The sequence below is a fragment of the Bacillus paranthracis genome (assembly GCF_001883995.1).
In the GTDB taxonomy this organism is placed as follows: domain Bacteria; phylum Bacillota; class Bacilli; order Bacillales; family Bacillaceae_G; genus Bacillus_A; species Bacillus_A paranthracis.
Window position 1 is genome coordinate 13,093 of record NZ_MACE01000081.1, and the last position, 18,488, is coordinate 31,580.

22 protein-coding genes and 1 riboswitch are annotated in these 18,488 nt (G+C 35.1%); of the genes, 7 read left to right on the forward strand and 15 right to left on the reverse strand.

Annotated elements, in window-relative coordinates:
- Nucleotides 1–3: 3 nt before the first annotated feature.
- From BAQ46_RS26385 to BAQ46_RS26410, 6 genes are all read right to left on the reverse strand, one after another.
- Complete coding sequence (locus BAQ46_RS26385) at nt 4–1,089, reverse strand: FtsX-like permease family protein (protein ID WP_071743078.1); 1,086 nt, start codon at nt 1,087–1,089, stop codon at nt 4–6.
- A gap of 65 nt (nt 1,090–1,154) precedes the next feature.
- Nucleotides 1,155–1,523, reverse strand: a complete 369-nt coding sequence (locus BAQ46_RS26390) for a hypothetical protein (protein WP_071743080.1) — start codon at nt 1,521–1,523, stop codon at nt 1,155–1,157.
- 207 nt (nt 1,524–1,730) lie between these two features.
- On the reverse strand, nt 1,731–2,678 hold the full coding sequence (locus tag BAQ46_RS26395) for a serine hydrolase domain-containing protein (RefSeq protein WP_071743081.1): 948 nt from the start codon (nt 2,676–2,678) through the stop codon (nt 1,731–1,733).
- A gap of 24 nt (nt 2,679–2,702) precedes the next feature.
- Nucleotides 2,703–3,593 carry an AraC family transcriptional regulator gene (locus BAQ46_RS26400; protein WP_071743084.1) on the reverse strand — a complete coding sequence of 297 codons (891 nt, stop codon included), beginning with the start codon at nt 3,591–3,593 and terminating at the stop codon, nt 2,703–2,705.
- 49 nt (nt 3,594–3,642) lie between these two features.
- Nucleotides 3,643–4,113, reverse strand: a complete 471-nt coding sequence (locus BAQ46_RS26405; protein WP_001266048.1) for a GNAT family N-acetyltransferase — start codon at nt 4,111–4,113, stop codon at nt 3,643–3,645.
- A gap of 17 nt (nt 4,114–4,130) precedes the next feature.
- Nucleotides 4,131–4,538: a DUF3980 domain-containing protein gene (locus BAQ46_RS26410; RefSeq protein WP_061130682.1), complete on the reverse strand. Its 408-nt coding sequence runs from the start codon at nt 4,536–4,538 to the stop codon at nt 4,131–4,133.
- Nucleotides 4,539–4,634: 96 nt separating this feature from the next.
- Between BAQ46_RS26410 and BAQ46_RS26415 the strand changes: the two genes are divergently transcribed.
- Nucleotides 4,635–5,087 (forward strand): NUDIX hydrolase, encoded by a 453-nt coding sequence (locus tag BAQ46_RS26415; protein WP_061130681.1) that lies wholly within the window; start codon nt 4,635–4,637, stop codon nt 5,085–5,087.
- A 33-nt stretch (nt 5,088–5,120) separates the two neighbouring features.
- Here the strand turns inward: BAQ46_RS26415 and BAQ46_RS26420 are convergent, their stop codons facing one another.
- Nucleotides 5,121–6,032 (reverse strand): DMT family transporter, encoded by a 912-nt coding sequence (locus tag BAQ46_RS26420; protein ID WP_061130680.1) that lies wholly within the window; start codon nt 6,030–6,032, stop codon nt 5,121–5,123.
- Between the two features lie 125 nt (nt 6,033–6,157).
- Between BAQ46_RS26420 and pdxR the strand changes: the two genes are divergently transcribed.
- A complete protein-coding gene (pdxR, locus tag BAQ46_RS26425) occupies nt 6,158–7,600 on the forward strand; it encodes a MocR-like pyridoxine biosynthesis transcription factor PdxR (protein WP_061130679.1) in 1,443 nt (480 codons plus the stop codon).
- Nucleotides 7,601–7,680: 80 nt separating this feature from the next.
- Complete coding sequence (locus BAQ46_RS26430) at nt 7,681–8,121, forward strand: YaiI/YqxD family protein (RefSeq protein WP_000708750.1); 441 nt, start codon at nt 7,681–7,683, stop codon at nt 8,119–8,121.
- Nucleotides 8,122–8,207: 86 nt separating this feature from the next.
- On the opposite strand, the gene BAQ46_RS26435 is transcribed toward BAQ46_RS26430, so the two are convergent.
- From BAQ46_RS26435 to BAQ46_RS26465, 6 genes are all read right to left on the reverse strand, one after another.
- A complete protein-coding gene (locus BAQ46_RS26435; protein WP_000358184.1) occupies nt 8,208–8,522 on the reverse strand; it encodes a DUF3892 domain-containing protein in 315 nt (104 codons plus the stop codon).
- Between the two features lie 80 nt (nt 8,523–8,602).
- Nucleotides 8,603–9,427 carry a DUF2785 domain-containing protein gene (locus BAQ46_RS26440; RefSeq protein WP_001006678.1) on the reverse strand — a complete coding sequence of 275 codons (825 nt, stop codon included), beginning with the start codon at nt 9,425–9,427 and terminating at the stop codon, nt 8,603–8,605.
- Between the two features lie 72 nt (nt 9,428–9,499).
- Nucleotides 9,500–9,691, reverse strand: a complete 192-nt coding sequence (locus BAQ46_RS26445) for a nucleoside/nucleotide kinase family protein (RefSeq protein ID WP_071743086.1) — start codon at nt 9,689–9,691, stop codon at nt 9,500–9,502.
- A 173-nt stretch (nt 9,692–9,864) separates the two neighbouring features.
- Complete coding sequence (locus tag BAQ46_RS26455) at nt 9,865–10,608, reverse strand: metallophosphoesterase family protein (RefSeq protein WP_071743089.1); 744 nt, start codon at nt 10,606–10,608, stop codon at nt 9,865–9,867.
- A gap of 13 nt (nt 10,609–10,621) precedes the next feature.
- Nucleotides 10,622–11,548, reverse strand: a complete 927-nt coding sequence (locus BAQ46_RS26460) for an aminoglycoside phosphotransferase family protein (protein WP_071743091.1) — start codon at nt 11,546–11,548, stop codon at nt 10,622–10,624.
- 14 nt (nt 11,549–11,562) lie between these two features.
- Complete coding sequence (locus tag BAQ46_RS26465) at nt 11,563–12,360, reverse strand: VOC family protein (protein WP_071743092.1); 798 nt, start codon at nt 12,358–12,360, stop codon at nt 11,563–11,565.
- Nucleotides 12,361–12,566: 206 nt separating this feature from the next.
- On the opposite strand from BAQ46_RS26465, the gene BAQ46_RS26470 reads away from it, so the two are divergent.
- Nucleotides 12,567–13,469, forward strand: a complete 903-nt coding sequence (locus BAQ46_RS26470; RefSeq protein WP_071743095.1) for a sulfite exporter TauE/SafE family protein — start codon at nt 12,567–12,569, stop codon at nt 13,467–13,469.
- 19 nt (nt 13,470–13,488) lie between these two features.
- Here BAQ46_RS26470 and BAQ46_RS26475 read toward each other — a convergent pair whose 3' ends face one another.
- Nucleotides 13,489–13,950, reverse strand: a complete 462-nt coding sequence (locus BAQ46_RS26475) for a GNAT family N-acetyltransferase (protein ID WP_000764625.1) — start codon at nt 13,948–13,950, stop codon at nt 13,489–13,491.
- Nucleotides 13,951–14,273: 323 nt separating this feature from the next.
- A riboswitch (Lysine riboswitch) is annotated at nt 14,274–14,466 on the forward strand.
- A 112-nt stretch (nt 14,467–14,578) separates the two neighbouring features.
- Between BAQ46_RS26475 and BAQ46_RS26480 the strand changes: the two genes are divergently transcribed.
- From BAQ46_RS26480 to BAQ46_RS26490, 3 genes are all read left to right on the forward strand, one after another.
- Nucleotides 14,579–16,045: an amino acid permease gene (locus BAQ46_RS26480; protein WP_001083374.1), complete on the forward strand. Its 1,467-nt coding sequence runs from the start codon at nt 14,579–14,581 to the stop codon at nt 16,043–16,045.
- Between the two features lie 113 nt (nt 16,046–16,158).
- Entirely contained in the window at nt 16,159–16,464 is a 306-nt protein-coding gene (locus BAQ46_RS26485) for an iron-sulfur cluster biosynthesis family protein (RefSeq protein WP_001026161.1), read from the forward strand.
- A 32-nt stretch (nt 16,465–16,496) separates the two neighbouring features.
- Complete coding sequence (locus BAQ46_RS26490) at nt 16,497–17,267, forward strand: DNA alkylation repair protein (RefSeq protein WP_071743097.1); 771 nt, start codon at nt 16,497–16,499, stop codon at nt 17,265–17,267.
- Between the two features lie 169 nt (nt 17,268–17,436).
- Here BAQ46_RS26490 and BAQ46_RS26495 read toward each other — a convergent pair whose 3' ends face one another.
- On the reverse strand, nt 17,437–18,204 hold the full coding sequence (locus BAQ46_RS26495) for a MerR family transcriptional regulator (protein WP_071743099.1): 768 nt from the start codon (nt 18,202–18,204) through the stop codon (nt 17,437–17,439).
- Nucleotides 18,205–18,488 lie beyond the last annotated feature (284 nt).

The window sequence follows — 18,488 nt, forward strand, 5'->3', positions numbered from 1 at the left end:
TTTTTACTCCTTTAATGCTTTAGCAGGTTCACTTTTAAGCACATATACAAATGGTATTACAGAGAGAATGAAAGCTATAGTAAGTGAAAGAAATACACACATTACAATATGAGTAGACTGTAAACTAATATTATAGCTTGTAAACTCTATAATATTTTCACTCAAAATGCTAAAAATCCATTGTATGCATATTGCACAGGCTGATGCAGTGATTGCACATAAAAATAATTGACTAAATATAAAAATAAAAAGATTTACATTACTTGCTCCCAAAGCTTTCCTTAACGACAAACTTTTTTTCTTCGTATAAATCCAATAATAACTTACTATGATACTAGTAATGAAAGCTATACATAAAAGCCTATATGGAAAACTGAGTAACTCTTCTACGGCTTCACTTGAGTTTTTTTCCTTCTCATAGTTCTCTTTTTCACTAATCACTTTAGCATTTATATCTTTATTGTTCTGTTTCATATGCTGTATGAAAGTTTCTATTTCCTTGATAGGGTTTTCGTTAGAACGAACAATCATTTGGAATGTATTATCTTTTTGTATCATCTGTTTCACTTCATCTGGCATGTCATTTAGAGAGACGTAAATTTTAATATTATACTCATATCCAGTATTTTCTCCAGCTACGCCTTTAACTGTATATTCCTTATTAAATAATTTTATTGTTTCCATATCCTTATAAATTTTCTTCCCCACTATTACACTATTTTTTTCATCTTGTCCTATCTGAGAACCTTTTAGTAAAGGTGGAGACCAATTTTTATTAAGGAGACCATTCATTATTACGTGGCCGATATCCGGAATAGTAATACGAATATCATTTGTAATCACACTAGCGTTTTTAAAATCAGATTCTACTAACGTCTGAAATTGTTCGAAATTGATTTCCCCCATATTAGTAAGTCGAACAGAATAGTAATAATTAAAATAACCATTCTTACTATCATAAAATTTCTCATCATAATAATCTCGCGTCGATATTGCAATCAGGATTGGCCATATTGTCAATACAAATCCAATAAATAACATAATGAATATTGTTTTGTTCACCACTATTTCTTTTAATACTAGATTCATATATCCTCCTCATTTTAAAAACCGTGAAAATGGTATTTATCCTTTTTCACGGTTTTTGTTGATTTTTATTTAATTACCATTTCCTTAGAAGTGTACGCACTATCCCCTACCATTCTCCATTCATGACCCGAATAACCTCTGGTCACCGGTCCTTTGGATGCAACGCTAACGTTTATACGATCTGAAGTTTTAGCATCATACAATGCTAACTCTTTAGAAGTCCCATCATCAAAGCTAGCTCTTACAGTCATCTTGTAAAAATGAGGTTCGTTCTTTTTCGCAGTATAGGCAGTTGCCTTAGCTTTTGCTCCGCTTCCTGACCACCTTGCACTATTATCCCAACTAATCGAAGCAAATGAAACGGAAGAAACCATACCTAATAAAGAAGCAGTTAGTCCTGTAACAGCTAAAGTTTTTTGAAGTAAGCTTTTCATATATCCTTAATCTCCCTTTTTAAAATATTCACTTAAATATTTAAGTATTTTTAGGCCTTGTCCTCATTATACATAAAAAAAATAACCTCATACCTATAAAACCTAATATTTACATTATTTAATATTTCTCTTACATTCCCCTGAACTTTTCGTCATAAAACAAAAAGATGGTATGAAACTCCAATTCACACCATCTTTTTACTAAAATTATTTATTTGACCGTATACAAGGAAGAATACATTTCACAATTAATTCCCATCTATCCCGTGCATTTGGTATAACTTCAGAAGCAATTACTACAACCAAATCCTGCTTCGGAATACAACAAATCACATTCCCACCATCACCCATTGCACAGTATAAAAAGATTCCATCCTCTTCTCGTAACCACCATAAGTAACCATATTGATTTTGGTTCATTGTTGTCGATTCTTTTATCCATGATTTTGATAAAATTTGTTTTCCATTATGAATACCTTCATTCAAATACATCTGTCCAAACTTAGCCATATCTTTAACTGTTAACGTTAGTCCCCAGCCGCCTGTCGAAATACCATTTGGATCATGAACCCATCCTTTTACATCTTTTCCGAATAAGTCATCAAATCCAAACGCTTTCATATTGTAGTTTGGAATTTCTCTCATGTCGAGTGGCTGAAATAGCTGTTCATTCGCAAATTCACGCGCACTTTTTCCTGTTGCACTCGTGATAATTGCTGATAGTACATGCGCTCCTGCAGATGAATATTTAAAAGTTCCAATCTCTCCGCCGTTCCCCATTCTATGAAGTGTATACTGTACCCAGTCTGGTTGTGTACATAATTCTTCTAACGGTTCCTGCCAGTCTACAAAAGGATATGGAGCTGTCATTGTAAGTAAGTGTCGCACTGTTATTTCAGATTCCTTACGTTTATATTCAGGAAAAAACTCTATTACTTTTTGATCAACGCTTTTTATATAGCCTTTATCTATACATATCCCAATTAGGGCCGAGATTATCGTTTTTGTGACTGACGCTACATGAAATGCATCATCTGGACCATGACCGTTATAATATTTTTCAAAAATAACATTACCTTTCTGCACTACTAACATACCATTCATGTTTTTATATTCTTCTTGTATAATCTGATCTAACTTTTCAGCAGTTTTCATTATCCCTTCCCCTTTAACCTATAATTAAAAAGGTTCGATAGATACATATATATCAACTATATGTTTATTTTCTGGGTGCTGCCTTGGGTCATTTTTATACATTTCAAAAGGATACGCATCTCTCGGTTTATATCCGCTATTTGGTAGCCATTCACCGTATAAAAAATCCCATGCTCCTTTATATTCATCTTGTTGTATTTCAAAATGACTTACCGCATACTTTCCAGAAGGTATTACCATTATTCCAATGTTGTTCGTTTCTACTGCGGATTCATCCGGAATTGTTATACATAAACTAGTCCTTAACTGATAGTCCTCTGTAAATTCATGATGATCGTGGTAAATGGTTAATACTTTCGTATCCTCAAATACATGATAGTTTTGCTTAGCTGCGTAATGAAATAATTTCTCTATCATTTTTGGAAAAGCTATAGTTAACTCCCTATATGTACCGATATGTCTTATGTATGCAACGTTTATATCGTCCGCTGTTACAATTTCAACATTTCCTCGAACCTTCTTACATTCATTGTATTGAGAAGTTCTTCTTACGTCTTTGCAATTCTTGCTATTATAGTTTCGATATTGAGACGGACTTACTCCGTAATAATTTTTAAATGTACGGGAGAAAACTGCCGAATCTGTGAAACCAAAATGGTAAGCGATGTCAGTAATCGTCATATCCGAACGGTATGTAAGAAGGTTTGTTGCCCTTTCCAGTTTCAATCGGTTTACATACCGAGATAATGGTTCATCTACTATCCCTTTAAAAATTCTATGAAAATGATACTTTGAAAATCCTGCTACATCGGCTAGCTCTTCAATAGATAGTGAACTATCGATGTTGGATTCTATATAATCTTGAACCTTATGTATGCGTCTTACATACTCATTTCTACTTTGTTTATTCTCCATACTTGTTATCTCCTCACAACAAAAAGGCTAACTTTGTGCTAGCCTACTTTTACACATGTTTCAAAAATAAAACTCTACTCCCGCCGTTCCCATCATAATTTGTATGTACCGATACACCCTCTACCTCATCATCCCCAGCCTCAATTCGAAAACCGATTTCTTGATGAAACTGTATCGATTTTTTATTAACTGGTGACGTAATTGCTTTTACAACTTTACGATTATTTGCACGTGCGACATCAAAGAAATACGAATACAATGTCGATGCAATTCCTCTTCTTCTATACTTCGGATTTACCCCGATAAAATGAACGTACGCTTCCTCTTTATGCGTTTGCGAAAAGAATCCGCATAAGAAACCTAACGTTTCGCCATCTTCTTCAATGATAAAACTCGTTTCTTGAAAGTGAACGAAAAACAATTTTGGCAACATGGCAGCCATGTCTCTCCCGCCCCACCAATCATTTAAAACAGAATGAATCTTTACATAATCTTCCCCTTGGATGTTTCTTACTCGCATATGTTTCTCCCTCTCACTCACTTCATTTTTTCATAAATTTTAATGACTGTTTCTACTAAAAGGATAAGTACCCATATCCCGCAAAATACAAGAACTGACTGAAATATAGAACCTAACATAACAATACTTATTAAACCTAATTCTGATCCTGAAATGGATATTTCATCAAACCCAAGATTATGTATAAATGGACCAGTTGAAAAAGCCATTAAAATAGATCCTATTAAATAAATCACACTCATTATTTTTAATATTTTTATAGAAAGATATGAAGTTTGTTTTTCTTCCACTTGTGATAATTCGATTTCTCCACTCGCAATTCCTTTTTGCAAACAGTCCTCACATAGAAATTCTTCCTTAATTTTTTTACCACCGTGCAATGTACCTGTAATTTCTTTACAGCGAGTACACTTTCGATTTATCATTTTGTTATCACTCCAATCTATTAAGATTGTACTTATATAATTCTAACCTTACCTTATTATTCCTTTTATGTATTTTATAGAGAGGTGACGTGTTTTATGATATCTAAACTTACTTTTGGTTATAAAAAGCCTACTGAGCAATATGTATTACGCCCTAGTTGTTATGCAATTATTTTTAACTCTACTTCTTCAAAAATTGCTGTTATCCAAAAAGGAGACCGTTATTTTTTACCTGGCGGCGGTATGGAAGGTAACGAAACAAAAGATGAATGTTTACATCGCGAACTACTAGAGGAATTAGGTTGGGCAATTGAAATTGATCAATATATCGGTAATGCAGCGCGATATTTTTATGCGGAAAAGGAAGATACATATTATTTAAATAATGGGTTCTTTTATATTGCGAACATGGTGCAGAAACGAACTGGAAACTGTGAGGAGGATCATGTTTTAAGGTGGATGTCTCCATTACATGCTATAGAATATTTACTTCACGATCATCAAAAATGGGCGATTGAACAAGCACTTTTATTACGAAATGAAAAATGATCTCCTTCTATATGAAAGAGATCATTTTTACTGTTAGCTTACCTTTTTCAAATTGAGAGCTGGCTTTTTGATTCCACCTTTTTTTACAACATATAGACCCACAAAGATAATAAGTCCGCCAACCAGTTGCATCATATTGATTTGCTCTCCTATTGTTACTGCCGCAAAAATAACTGCGAACAACGGTACAAGATACATATAAACCATTACTTTCGTTGAGCCTATTTGACTAATACCGACATACCACATTGCAAGTCCGAAGATGGTCGCAAAGACAATTGAATATGCTAGTGATCCCCAGCTTGGCGTATCTACTGGCCACGTTAATGTATTTACGTTGAATAAACAATATATAACGAGAGGTACAATTCCAATTAAAGTAGACCAAGATGTGACTCTCATTGCGGAGTATTTTGTAATAAGAGGTTGTGCTAATATTGGATACCATCCCCAAGCAATTGCTGCGACTAATCCAATTACATTTCCAAGCCACGCATACTCGTAAGTAGCTCCTCCTGTATGTCCTGTTAATAAAACGAATGCTGCACCAATAAACGCTACTATTGAACCAATTTGTACTTTCATCGAAAAACGTTCTTGTTTGTGTAATACTGCTAATATCCCTGTAAATATAGGTGACATCGCAATTAATAATGAGGCGTTCGTTGCTGAAGTATATTTCACAGATAGCATAAACATCGTTTGATACATTGTCGTTCCAACGATGCCGACTGCTACTAATCGTAGCCAATCTTTTCTTTCAATACGTAATGAGCGTTCCATCATAAAAGTAATAAGTAATAATACTGGTGATGCTACTAAAAATCGTAAACTATTAAATTGAATGGATGACATAAATGCCACACCATACTTTCCTATTGTATAATTTGCTCCCCATACTAATGCAACTGATACTAGGAGCCATTCCATTTGCCATCGTTTCATCCGAATCTCCCCTTCCATATTTAGCATAGTAAAATTGGCTGGATAAAACACCGTCCAATTGGCTGTTTTTTTACCCAGCCAATTTGCTATACTGGATGTATATAAGAGATACGGAGGCGTTTTTTATGGAATGGAAGCTAGATAGTGACAGTAAAATCCCTATTTATCAGCAAGTTGTTGACTTTATTGAAAAACGTATTACATACGGAGAACTTCCTCCAGGTAGCTTCCTACCTTCCGAACGGAAATTAGCTACACAGTTAAATGTAAACCGTAGTACAGTAACGACTGCTTATAATGAACTACGTGCTATGGGAATTGTAGAAAGTACGACTGGTAAAGGAACACGTGTGAGTACACATATGTGGGGCGTTTCTCCAACATTAACGCCGAACTGGAGAAATTTCGTAGAAGGCGGTACGTTCTTACCAAACTTGCCGTTACTTCGCCATATTCGGGCAGAAGTACAACAAAATGAAAACATTATTGATTTTGCAAACGGAGAACTCGGTTGTAATCTTTATCCTCACGATCAACTACAAACGATTTTACGGGAACAACCGTTAACACATTCATTAAGTTACGATCATCCGCAAGGCTATCTCCCGCTTAGACAAGCGGTAGTAAAATATATGAAAGAACATTTAAAAGTTGAAGCGACTGAGCAATCCATAATGATTACATCTGGTGCACAGCAAGCACTTCACCTTATCGTACAATGTTTATTAAATCCGGGTGATGCTGTCGCTTTCGAAAGTCCTTCACACTGTTATTCCTTACCTTTATTCCAATCAGCGGGTATTCGTATTTTCCCATTACCTGTCGATGAACACGGTATTAATCCGGATGATGTGCAAGAGCTATATAGAAAGCATCGTATTAAAATGATCTTTTTAAATCCAAATTTCCAAAATCCTACGGGCACAATGCTGCATCCAAACCGTAGAAAAAAACTATTATCGCTTTGTGCAGACTTACGAATTGCGATTGTTGAAGATGATCCGTCTAGTTTACTTACGTTAGAAAAGAAACAACCTTGCCCTACTTTGAAATCGATTGATGAAAATGGAACTGTCATTTACGTGCATTCTTTATCAAAAATGATTGCACCAGGATTACGAGTTGGTTGGCTTGTCGCTCCGCAGTCTGTAGTAGAAAGGTTATCCGATGCAAGACACCAAATGGAATTAGGGATGAGCATTTTCCCGCAGTGGCTTATGCAGCAGTTTTTTGAAACCGTACCATTTCAGTCTCATATCGTACCGTTACGAAAACAACTAGCAGAAAAAAGAGACGTTATCGTCCGCGCTCTAAACGAGCAACTTCACGATAAAATCTCTTTTTCAAATCCGACCGGTGGTATATACATATGGGGGAAATTAAAAGAACCGATCAACGAAAAACAACTCATTATGCAAAGCTTAAAACAAGAAATTGCTTTTATGCCTGGTAGTATTTTCGGCGCGAAAGATGGTTATATACGTTTATCTTATGGAAAAGTGGATATTGATCAAATTGAGGAAGGTATTTCTCGCTTGCGTGAGGCTATTTTGGTTTGTGAAAAGTAACTTTAGATACAAACCCTCGTTTGACAAAACCTAAATCTACCATTATCATCAACACGAACCTAGTTATAGGAGTGATACCAATGAAAATCTATGTTGATGCAGATGCTTGCCCTGTAAAAGATGTAATTATTTTTGAAGCTACGAAGGCAGAAATTCCTGTTACCCTCGTTACAAGCTTTTCTCATTATTCTAATGCAGAGCAACCAAAAGGCGTGGAAACAATTTATGTTGATTCTGGAGCAGATGCTGCGGATTACCGAATTATGCAGTTAGCCCAAAAAGAAGATTTAATCATAACACAAGATTACGGTCTTGCTTCGCTTGCTTTAGCAAAAGGTTGTATCGTACTACACCATAAAGGCTATAAGTATACGAATGATAACATTGAACAATTGTTACAAACACGATATTTAAGTGCAATGGTTCGAAAAAGTGGTAAACGTACAAAGGGACCGAAACCATTTACAGCAGAAGATAAAGAAAAATTTAGAGCACTCTTTAAAAGTTTTATCGCACGTTAAAAATGAACCGTCTATTTGCAAGAAAAACTTCGTAAAATAAAGAAGAGAATATCCAAATGAACATTCTCTTCTTGGGGTTTACCCGTTTAAAATGAAGGTAAATTATCTAAGTTATTTTCTTTTATTCCATCAGGTTCGCTACGTATAATATCTCTGCCATACTTATGAAATACGTCCACATGAGCTAACTTCCCTGATTTTGCTTCACTAAGAGCAGTCATATAATCTAACTCTCTCCCGCTACTTGTTTTAAAAGCAATTAAATCCCCATCATCATTTTTACGAACTGCAACTATTTGTTCTGCTCCTGTATTAACTTCATGGTCTACTTCGAATTGAGCTTGTTCTTCTCCTTGATATAAATAATCATTATACACTTTTTCAAAATCTTTTTTGTCCATTAAACTCACCTCCAACACATTTTATTAGTATGGTTGGGAGGTGCTGGTTTTATGTAATTTCCTTTTAGCAAAATGGATTTTTAATACCTACGCAAATCCTTCAAAGTTTCCAAAATATCATCTGTAAAGGCTGTACTACCCTCTGTCTCTAAAACTCTAAAATATAAACTTCTTAAGAAAGCTCTAATATTTTGTACTAAAATATCATACTGAGGATGCGGGATGTCTTCAACAATTGCTATACTATGTAACCAGTTGCTCCACTCTTCTTCTGTTAAAAGATTTTGATTACGTAACGACATAATTGGCGTTACTAATCTCTCATCCTCAAAGTGTATGTAAACATAGTCATTTAGGCGAACTTTCTGACGAACAGCTGCAAGAATCGCATATGAAAACTCACGATTTTGTATTGTACGTGCTAACGCATCGAGCGCATCTGCTGCATGTGCAGTAGAGTGTGCCCATCCTTTTCCTTCTACATAACCTCTTACATCTTCTTCTAAATATACATATTCCAGCACTTGTTCTGCTACGCTGTATAGTTGTTCTTCTGATAACAACGGTTCTCTTTCATGAACAGATAAAATAAGTGGTGGAATTAATACAGAGAATGCACGTTTAAAAACAGAGTCTGTTCCCTTTTCACCAATTTTATAAAATAAATAATCAGGACTAATTGCTTGTAGCATTAATCCCCGTAATTCTTTTTGTCTAAATACATCATTTGTAATCCATGTGTGAAGCGTACTATAAATTAAATCATCGCGTAATTCAGCATCTGGTGATCCGATATAATCTAGCATCCACTGCGCATATGGATAAGCATCTACGTCTTCTGGTACAGCATAATTATTATTTTTAATTTGTAGTAATTCTTCTTTTAATTCTAGTACTTCATTCATTCTATTTTTTCTCCCCTTTTTGCGTTTCTTATTGCCTTATCCCCCGTTTTTCACTTTCTAAAGCTAATATAATTATACGAGAATTATAACTATTAATAAAAGGCTATACATATACTTTTGATTGTGTATTTCTTCCGCTACTTCGTTTGCAAATGTTGTTTTTCCTGATGCTGTAATACCGCTTACTCCAACTCTTGTTGGGTGAGTTAAGTTTAATTTTAAAATATGATCTACAATTTCTTTAATTTGTTGTTTTCGGCTCATGATATTTCCCCCTTCATTTAGTTTACATAACAAAATTATAATTAACTTTATATGTCACTATTTGTCGGTAAGTCGATATCCTATGTCGAATCGTCGATAAATCGAAAAAATCGTTGATATATTTTAAGTTACGATAGATATATTTGAAAAATCGTTGATATATTTTGATTAGCTTACTTCCCCTTAAACCCTCGATATACAGCAGTCCGTAACTCTTGTTTGTATTCTTCAATTTCTGGCATATCGAGCTCTTCTGCCAGCCTGATAGCTAATTCAATATCGTACGGTACACGTACGAGTTGTATGGAAAAGCTCGCTGCTTCTTTTTCATTGTAAATCCCTTCGAATATTAAATAGGAAGCTTGTGTAATTTCAAGCGGATTTCCTACGCTACCAGCATTACATAACGTTTTCCCTCTGAAATTTTGAACGAATGCTTGGTGAACGTCACCGTAGCAAACGACATCTGGTTTTCTTTCTTCTTCTATATTCTCCGCGAGCTCACTGTTTTCGAACATACTAATACGCTCTTCTCTTGAAGCGTGTGGTTGTATTCTTTCATATAAACTTCTCGGTGAAGCGTGAAACATTCGAATGAGTTTTCCACTCATATAAAACTCGATTGAAAATGGCAAGCTTCTTAAATAGTCATTTTGTTCTTCCGATAGTTGTTTTTGATGCCATTTTAATGCTTCAAATTCAGTCGGCTTTGTAATAAAATCATCCCAGTTTCCCATTACGACTACTTCACATTCTTTACGAATGATTTCAATTACTTCGCTAGAATGAGGACCTTTCCCTACTAAATCTCCAAGACAAATTATGCGTTTGATTCCTCTCAATTTAATGTCTTGTAGTACAGATTCTAAAGCTGGAATATTACCATGTATATCTGAAATTACTGCTATTTTTTCCATATAAATTCCTCCGTTATTTATTAAATTCACTTGATTGATACCATTTTGGAATATAGGATGAAAATTGATTATGATCTTCTAAAATTTGGTTCAATCTTTCCTTCATATTATCTACTAAATGCGGCGTGCTTCGGTTTGTCCATACGATATCAGCTGGGAATGTCATTGCTGCATATAATGAGTACAGTTTCCAAAAATGAAGTGATGGTTCCCCTCCGCAATAACCATGGACTTGTCCAACCGCAAATGGTTTGCTTATTCTTGTAGTAAAAATCGCTACGTTATAAAAATCGTGTATAGGATCGCCAAAATCATATCCACCAAAATCGATAACGATAAATTCCTTATTATGAATCATACTATTTGCTGGATGGAAGTCATCGTGTAAAAATGTGATTGGACGATTTTTTAATAAGTCTTTATGATTGTCTACAAAGGTTAATACTGGCTTCAAATCTAGAAAATTCACTTCGTAATTGGCTAATGCCTCTATGTATCTTTCGTATTTATTCCATCTAGATGTTTTCCATTTATTACTTGCACTTTCTTTTTCTATCGAGTGAATCCTCTTTAATACTTCTCCTGCTTTTCTTCCTGCATGATACTGTTCTTCCGCCGATAGCTTACTTAAGCCCTCTTCACCATTTACACCTTGGACCCATTCAAATACTTGAACACATTTATTTAATTCCTCAAGTTTTATGAAATGAATTAACTTCGGCGTTGGAATATGTAATAACTCTAATTGTTTCATATACGTATATTCTTCTTGTTTACGTTCAAAATAAACAGCATCACATACTTTTACAAAATATGTTACTCTATTTTCTAATTTTATTTTATATTTCTCTTCATGTGAAAAACCTTTTGAAATAGCTGTACACTTTACAATACGAGGCCATTCTAGTTTTCTCTCTATCTCTCTAAGTATTTCTTCCAAAGCGTTCACCTCTATCAATATATGTACAAACTACCTAACACTTCATACTCTCGTTTATTTTCCCCTTTAAATTCTACTGCAAATGGATATTCACCATAATTCTTTATGTATTCTTGTACTAGACCTTCTCCAATCGGTTCACAAAACTGTACTTGAATGTCACCAAACGATACACTTTGACACTCCGCATTCCATTCTTCATTTTTCATGACTGGAGTTGCAGTTAGCTCCATGACTGCTTTCCATTTCCGTACTGTTTCTCGAACATTTTTCACTGCGTAATGAATCGTTTCAATTTGTTGTACTTTGTTTTTATGTTCAGTGATCGTGCCAATGTTACGTAAATCATTTCTTCTTTCTTCGTCCGTTTCATTCCACTGTATAAAGAAAGGTAATTTCGGCCCATTCTCTTCTTGCTTTACAAATAACATTTTCCATTCTAAAAGGCGGCCATCTTTTCTCATACGTTTCCCTTCAAATGGTCCTATTGTTTGTAAACCGTATTTACTAAACTTATCTGCTAATTCTTCAATGGTATCTGTTCGAATTGCGATTTGCAGCATCCCTTCACCATCTTGTAATTTCACTACCGTTTCTTGTACTAACGGATTTTCTGCTTCTTTCGCTTTTTCTTCATGTTGAACTGCTAAAAATTCTATGTATGATAAATCAAAATAACTTAAACTATTCCAAGTACCCCAAGTAGTATGCTCTCCGCCTAGTGCCGTATGAAATCCAAGTTCCTGCATTTGTTTTGCCGCTTCCTCCGGTGTGCCATGAACTGCGTGAACGAGATGATCAAATCGTAACATGTCTTTCTCCCCTTTCTCTCCATCCTTTTATTGTATATTTTATTTTTCTTTCATTCAATTCAAAAAACTTTAAAACCTAGTTGATTTATACGATTAATATGTATTATAATGAAACAAATTTCAATATTGCTGATTGGAAAAACCAAAGGCACTTTTCTCACACGGGAAAAGTGCCTTTTTCATTTACTATTACAGGGGGATTTTTTATGCAGAAATTAATTGTCTTTGCTATTATTGGATTTTTCGCTCAATTAATCGATGGAGCGCTTGGAATGGCGTACGGGGTAACGTCTACCTCACTTTTACTAATGTTTGGTATCGCACCGGCTGTAGCTTCCGCATCTGTTCATTTAGCTGAAGTTGTTACAACCGCCGCTTCTGGTGCATCTCACCTCAAATTTGGGAACGTTGATAAATACACCGTTTCCAGGCTTACATTACCAGGAGCAATTGGTGCATTTGTTGGCGCATGTTTTTTAAGTAATTTACCTGGCGATGTCATTAAACCGTACATTTCCTTATTTTTATTTACTTTAGGAGTTTATATTTTATTACGATTCATTATTCAAAAACAGATTGTTACTTCAAATAAACGTATGTCAGCTAAACAACTTGTGCCACTTGGCTTATTCGCTGGATTCGTTGATTCAACTGGTGGCGGTGGCTGGGGACCGATTACGACACCTGTTCTTCTAGCAAGAGGAAATGAAGCGAGAAAAGTTATTGGATCTGTAGATACGAGTGAATTTCCTGTTTCACTCGCTGCAACAATTGGCTTCTTCATCTCACTTGGCTGGGAACAAGTAAGCTGGGTTTGGGTATTTGCGTTAATGCTTGGTGGTATTGTCGCAGCACCAATCGCTGCGTGGTTAGTGCGCATCGTCCCTTCTCATTTACTTGGCGTATTAGTTGGTGGCCTTATTATCTTTACAAACATTCGTACACTACTTACTACATTTAAAGTGGATCCAACTATTATTTCACTTTCTTACGTGGCAATTGGTCTTGTCGTTATTATTTCTATTTTCATTGCTGTTCGCAATCATTCCAATCGTTCTAACGCATCAACAGCCCAATATCCGAATGATCAAAAACAGATGCTACCTTAATTACTAAAAACCGCTCAACTTACTTCGAGCGGTTTTTTTCTATTTTCCAATTCATCATTGTTTCTGTCGAATCTACCCTTTTCATATGTAACTTCTCTAACACACGAATCGAACCATAATTATCAAGGAGCGTCTCTGCAATAATCGTTTCTACCTCTCCTGTCTGAAAAGCCCAATCTATTAGTTCTTGTACAGCTTCTGTCGCATACCCTTTATTCCAGTATTTCTCAATAAATCCGTAACCAACTTCTACTGTATGTTCCTCATTTGGTTTCCCTTTAAAACCTATATCACCTAGAACGATGTCATCTTCTTTTCGAATGACATACCACGCGCCCCAAGGTAATACATCCTTATTTTGTTTTACATTTTCTACATGCCCTACAATATGTGGGCCACTATTATATCCTTGCTCGTTAGCAACGTGAATACTCTCTTCTGTACACGGCACTATATAGAGCCTTTCTGTTTCTAATTTCATTTTGATTTCCCCTTTTTTGCTTACACGTTACTCTAATTATATCAAAAAATATGACCTGATTATGAATGTCGAATTATATTTTCTGAATTTTCTTTTAATTTTTGAAGGGTTTTTCAATATTTTTTGCGAAACATTTGTATAACAATTTTTTCTTTGCTTATTGTTACATAATATTAGGTTCGGGTGGAGTTTTGCAAGCGTTTCCTATACAATAACCGATATTTTTTGATTTTTTCCTACAAAATATCTTGCAATATATTCAGAAACTCATTACAATTGCCATATATTAAAAATCTTAGCAATATATCAAATCCTCATCAATCCGATGAGGTAGAGGTTGCGACTTTTAAGAGTAAAACGGACGAGACACAGAGAAAGTCACCGACTCCGTTTGAAAGGAAAAGTTGCCGAAGTTTATATTTCTTCTCTGGAAATATGAGCTGGGGCTGTCTCCGAAAGGAACAGAACTGTCACGTTTACAAAATTACCGTGTAAACGTGGGGTGCTATCTTAACGGAAGGGTATGATGGGGTGGTTATTTGTGAAACGTTCCGCCAAATTCCTTTGGCGGTTTTTTGTATTTTTCTCCCCCGCTCCTTCCTATCTTACAAGAAAAGGAGTGTTGAACATGAATAGCGCAACGAATCAAGCTACCTCTAAAACAGAAGCTACAAAAGGAAAAGGTGAATTAAGACGCGGTCTAAAATCAAGGCACCTTACGATGATTTCTCTCGGCGGTACAATTGGTACCGGACTATTTCTTGCCAGCGGTGGTGTCATCCACTCAGCTGGACCTGGCGGGGCATTAATTGCATACGCCGCAATTGGAATTATGGTTTACTTCTTAATGACAAGCTTAGCTGAACTCGCTGCTTACATGCCTGTTACTGGATCTTTTAGCACGTACGCAACAAAATTTGTTGATCCATCACTTGGCTTTGCACTTGGTTGGAACTATTGGTATAACTGGGCCATTACAATTGCTGCTGAACTAGCTGCAGTAACATTAATTATGAAATTTTGGTTTCCTGATACTCCTTCCCTCATTTGGAGCGGATTATGTTTAGCTATTATTTTCCTTTTAAACTACTTATCTGTTAAAGGATTTGGTGAATCTGAATATTGGTTTGCACTTATTAAAGTAGCTACAATTATTATCTTTTTAATTGTCGGGTTCATGATGATTTTCGGAATTATGGGCGGCGAAACTGTTGGATTTAAAAACTTCACTGTTGCAGATGCACCATTTAATGGCGGCATCATGGCAATTATCGGTGTATTTATGGCAGCTGGTTTCTCATTCCAAGGTACTGAATTATTAGGTGTAGCTGCTGGTGAAACATCTGATCCAGAGCGTAATATTCCAAAAGCAATTCGTTCGATCTTTTGGCGTATCCTTTTATTCTATATCCTTGCGATTCTCGTTATCGGTTTATTAATTCCTTATACAACTGAAAGTCTTGCCGCAAGTGATGTAACAGTAAGTCCATTTACACTTATTTTTGAAAAAGCGGGCGTTGCCTTCGCTGCTTCTGTTATGAACGCTGTTATTTTAACGGCAGTACTATCTGCTGGTAACTCTGGTATGTATGCATCAACTCGTATGCTTTGGGATTTAGCTCGCCAAGGGAAAGCACCGAAGTTTCTTGGTAAATTAGATAGCCGCGGCGTACCTGTTAACGCATTAATCGTAACATCGATTGTCGGTAGTATCGCTTTCATTGCTTCTTTATTCGGTGACGGTGTTGTATACATTTGGTTATTAAATGCATCAGGAATGTCTGGCTTTATCGCATGGGTTGGAATCGCAATTAGTCATTACCGTTTCCGTAAAGCATATATCGCACAAGGAAAAGATTTAAATGACTTACCTTATAGAGCAAAATGGTTCCCATTCGGACCAATCTTCGCATTTGCACTTTGCGTCATCGTAATTTTAGGTCAAAACTACGGCGCATTTATGGGTGAATCAATCGATTGGAACGGCGTACTCGTTTCTTACATCGGTTTACCACTCTTCTTAGTACTTTGGTTAGGATACAAATTTACGAAAAAAACAAAAGTCATTCCACTTGATAAATGTGAACTGAAATAAAGGGAGACGAGCAAACAAATTTGTTTGCTCGTTTTTTATTGCAAACCTCTTTGCTTCCCTATTTCTTCTGTTTTTGCAATAATAAAGGAAATATAAATAAAGGTTGGGATACAATGAACATTCGCATTACTGATGAAGCAATAGCAGCTATACATAGATTAGAACGTGAAGATAAAAAAATCATTCGCATTAGAGGGACAATGACAAACTCTTGTAGTATTTTCGTTGATGTCGATTTAATTTGGGATACATATGTTGCAGATGATGTTGTATATGAAGATGCAGACCTTATCGTACAAATGGATTCATTTACGAAAGACTACACTGGTGATACGGTGAAGCTTGATTATAAAACGACAGGTTTTAGTATTACGACTCCGAGTGAGACTTTAGTTTATGGATTGTCGATTAAAAAATAAAAATGCTTTTAACTGACCACCGAGGTGAAAAAATGAGTAAATATGTTCCATTAAAATTTTTATTTAACGAAGAATTGGCAGAAAAAATGGCTGATTCTATTTGTAAACACGATCCTACTTTCTCTAAAAGAAACTTTGTGTCTTCCGTAACATGTAAAGTTGAAAATTTAGAGTTAAAGCAGCGTATTGAAGTAATGGCAGATGAATTACACAATGCTTTACAAAAAGATTTTAATGAAGCAATACATATATTACTGAAAACATTAGGACCAGAAAATACAACAGAAGTAGGCACATTTACAAACGGATATATGTACATGCCTATTGCAAAATACGTTGAAAAATATGGACTTAACGATTTTGAAACCTCATTCAACGCCATGTATGAAATAACGAAAAGGAATACTGCTGAATATGCCATTCGGCCTTTTCTTCAAACATACCATGAAGACACACTAAACATATTACAAAAGTGGATTCATGATGAAAACAGTCACATTAGAAGATTAGTTTCTGAAGGTACGAGACCTAGACTTCCTTGGGCTAAAAAAATAGGAGCTCTGAAAGGTGACTTTCAGTACAATTTACAGCTTCTTGAGCCTTTAATGAATGACCCTTCTAAATATGTTCAAAAATCTGTAGCCAATCATATTAACGATATTACGAAAGAAGATAAAGAATTCGTTTTTCAATGGTTGCAGCAATTACGTGATAAACAGCATCCAGTTAATCCTTGGATTATAAAACATGGGTTAAGAACGGTAATAAAAAATGATACTTTACCAAAAGATTTTTATTTTTGAGTATTTTAAACAAAAACGCGTATGCTTCAAAAATAAAGCATACGCATTTCTTTCTTTTAAATACAGCAATAACAAACGTATTTTTCCAACATTCCACTTCTTCAATGAAAGGTCTATAGCATTATTTCGATAAAGCTAAACCACCTACCATTGCTCATAAAATCTATCCCTATTCCATTTCTACTTGCTTCATATAATATTCCATCGCTTCATTAAGCCATTTTTGTTCATCTTCTGCGAAAGGCGAAGGTATCATATTTTCAAGTTCTTGCATATCCAGTTCTTCCACACTAGTATTAGCTAACTTTTGTATCAGATCCTCATTAAGAAATGAAAAAGACTCTTCAATATATTCCTTAATCATCTCTTGTACTTTCGAATCCTCGACTGGTTTACCATATAATTGCTTAACCTTTTTAGACAAGTGAATAAACGTTTTATCCAAAGCAATTTTATCTTCTTCTGATTTCTTTGATATTTCTTCCACGATATCCGTTAACTTATGGCGTTCCGTCCATTCTTTGTGTGTATGTTCAGTATTCATACCGTAAATAAGACTAAATAATACAGTACTATCTACCTCTTCTTCCTCTTCGACTAACTTCATTACTCTTTTAATTACTTGCATTGATTGCTCAATTTGTTCTTGTTCTCTTTCTAACACTTGCAAATGGAGAGACAAGCTTTCATTCAGATCAACGCTAAAGCTTGATTCATGTAACAAATTAGCGACTTTATCTAGACTATAGCCTAGAAATTTTAAACTTATAATTTTTTGTAAGGTTATAATATCTTGATATTTATAAATGCGGTGCCCTGAAGAAGGATTCTTTTCTGGTTGTAATAACCCGATTTCATCATAATAGTGCAAAGTAGGAATTGGTATTCCCGTTTTTTTCGAGAATTCTCCAATAGAAAACTTTTTATTCGTATTCATGTAAATCCCCCTATTAAAAGTATAAACCCATTTTAAAACCTAAAGTAACTAGAGGTTCAAGAGGTAATTCAAGAAAATTCAAAATGTAGAAAATGCATATAATCAATATGTATTGCGCTATCCCATTTTATGGCCCGATTATTGACCAGCAAAACTTTCCCTCACAAATTCAAAGGACTTTCACTTACTTATCCCGAATATACAAATAACCATTCTCACAAGGAGCGAATCTATATGAATCTATTCGAACACGAAACGTAAAACTGCTTCTCTTTCATAAGAGG

Coding starts and splice junctions, on each gene's coding strand:
- BAQ46_RS26470 (WP_071743095.1), top strand. CDS start 12,567: ATGCAGAAATTAATTGTCTTTGCTATTATTGGATTTTTCGCTCAATTA.
- BAQ46_RS26390 (WP_071743080.1), bottom strand. CDS start 1,523: ATGAAAAGCTTACTTCAAAAAACTTTAGCTGTTACAGGACTAACTGCT.
- pdxR (WP_061130679.1), top strand. CDS start 6,158: ATGGAATGGAAGCTAGATAGTGACAGTAAAATCCCTATTTATCAGCAA.
- BAQ46_RS26455 (WP_071743089.1), bottom strand. CDS start 10,608: ATGGAAAAAATAGCAGTAATTTCAGATATACATGGTAATATTCCAGCT.
- BAQ46_RS26445 (WP_071743086.1), bottom strand. CDS start 9,691: ATGAGCCGAAAACAACAAATTAAAGAAATTGTAGATCATATTTTAAAA.
- BAQ46_RS26400 (WP_071743084.1), bottom strand. CDS start 3,593: ATGGAGAATAAACAAAGTAGAAATGAGTATGTAAGACGCATACATAAG.
- BAQ46_RS26480 (WP_001083374.1), top strand. CDS start 14,579: ATGAATAGCGCAACGAATCAAGCTACCTCTAAAACAGAAGCTACAAAA.
- BAQ46_RS26495 (WP_071743099.1), bottom strand. CDS start 18,204: ATGAATACGAATAAAAAGTTTTCTATTGGAGAATTCTCGAAAAAAACG.
- BAQ46_RS26465 (WP_071743092.1), bottom strand. CDS start 12,360: ATGTTACGATTTGATCATCTCGTTCACGCAGTTCATGGCACACCGGAG.
- BAQ46_RS26490 (WP_071743097.1), top strand. CDS start 16,497: ATGAGTAAATATGTTCCATTAAAATTTTTATTTAACGAAGAATTGGCA.
- BAQ46_RS26420 (WP_061130680.1), bottom strand. CDS start 6,032: ATGAAACGATGGCAAATGGAATGGCTCCTAGTATCAGTTGCATTAGTA.
- BAQ46_RS26405 (WP_001266048.1), bottom strand. CDS start 4,113: ATGCGAGTAAGAAACATCCAAGGGGAAGATTATGTAAAGATTCATTCT.
- BAQ46_RS26475 (WP_000764625.1), bottom strand. CDS start 13,950: ATGAAATTAGAAACAGAAAGGCTCTATATAGTGCCGTGTACAGAAGAG.
- BAQ46_RS26395 (WP_071743081.1), bottom strand. CDS start 2,678: ATGAAAACTGCTGAAAAGTTAGATCAGATTATACAAGAAGAATATAAA.
- BAQ46_RS26485 (WP_001026161.1), top strand. CDS start 16,159: ATGAACATTCGCATTACTGATGAAGCAATAGCAGCTATACATAGATTA.
- BAQ46_RS26385 (WP_071743078.1), bottom strand. CDS start 1,089: ATGAATCTAGTATTAAAAGAAATAGTGGTGAACAAAACAATATTCATT.
- BAQ46_RS26430 (WP_000708750.1), top strand. CDS start 7,681: ATGAAAATCTATGTTGATGCAGATGCTTGCCCTGTAAAAGATGTAATT.
- BAQ46_RS26440 (WP_001006678.1), bottom strand. CDS start 9,427: ATGAATGAAGTACTAGAATTAAAAGAAGAATTACTACAAATTAAAAAT.
- BAQ46_RS26435 (WP_000358184.1), bottom strand. CDS start 8,522: ATGGACAAAAAAGATTTTGAAAAAGTGTATAATGATTATTTATATCAA.
- BAQ46_RS26415 (WP_061130681.1), top strand. CDS start 4,635: ATGATATCTAAACTTACTTTTGGTTATAAAAAGCCTACTGAGCAATAT.
- BAQ46_RS26410 (WP_061130682.1), bottom strand. CDS start 4,538: ATGATAAATCGAAAGTGTACTCGCTGTAAAGAAATTACAGGTACATTG.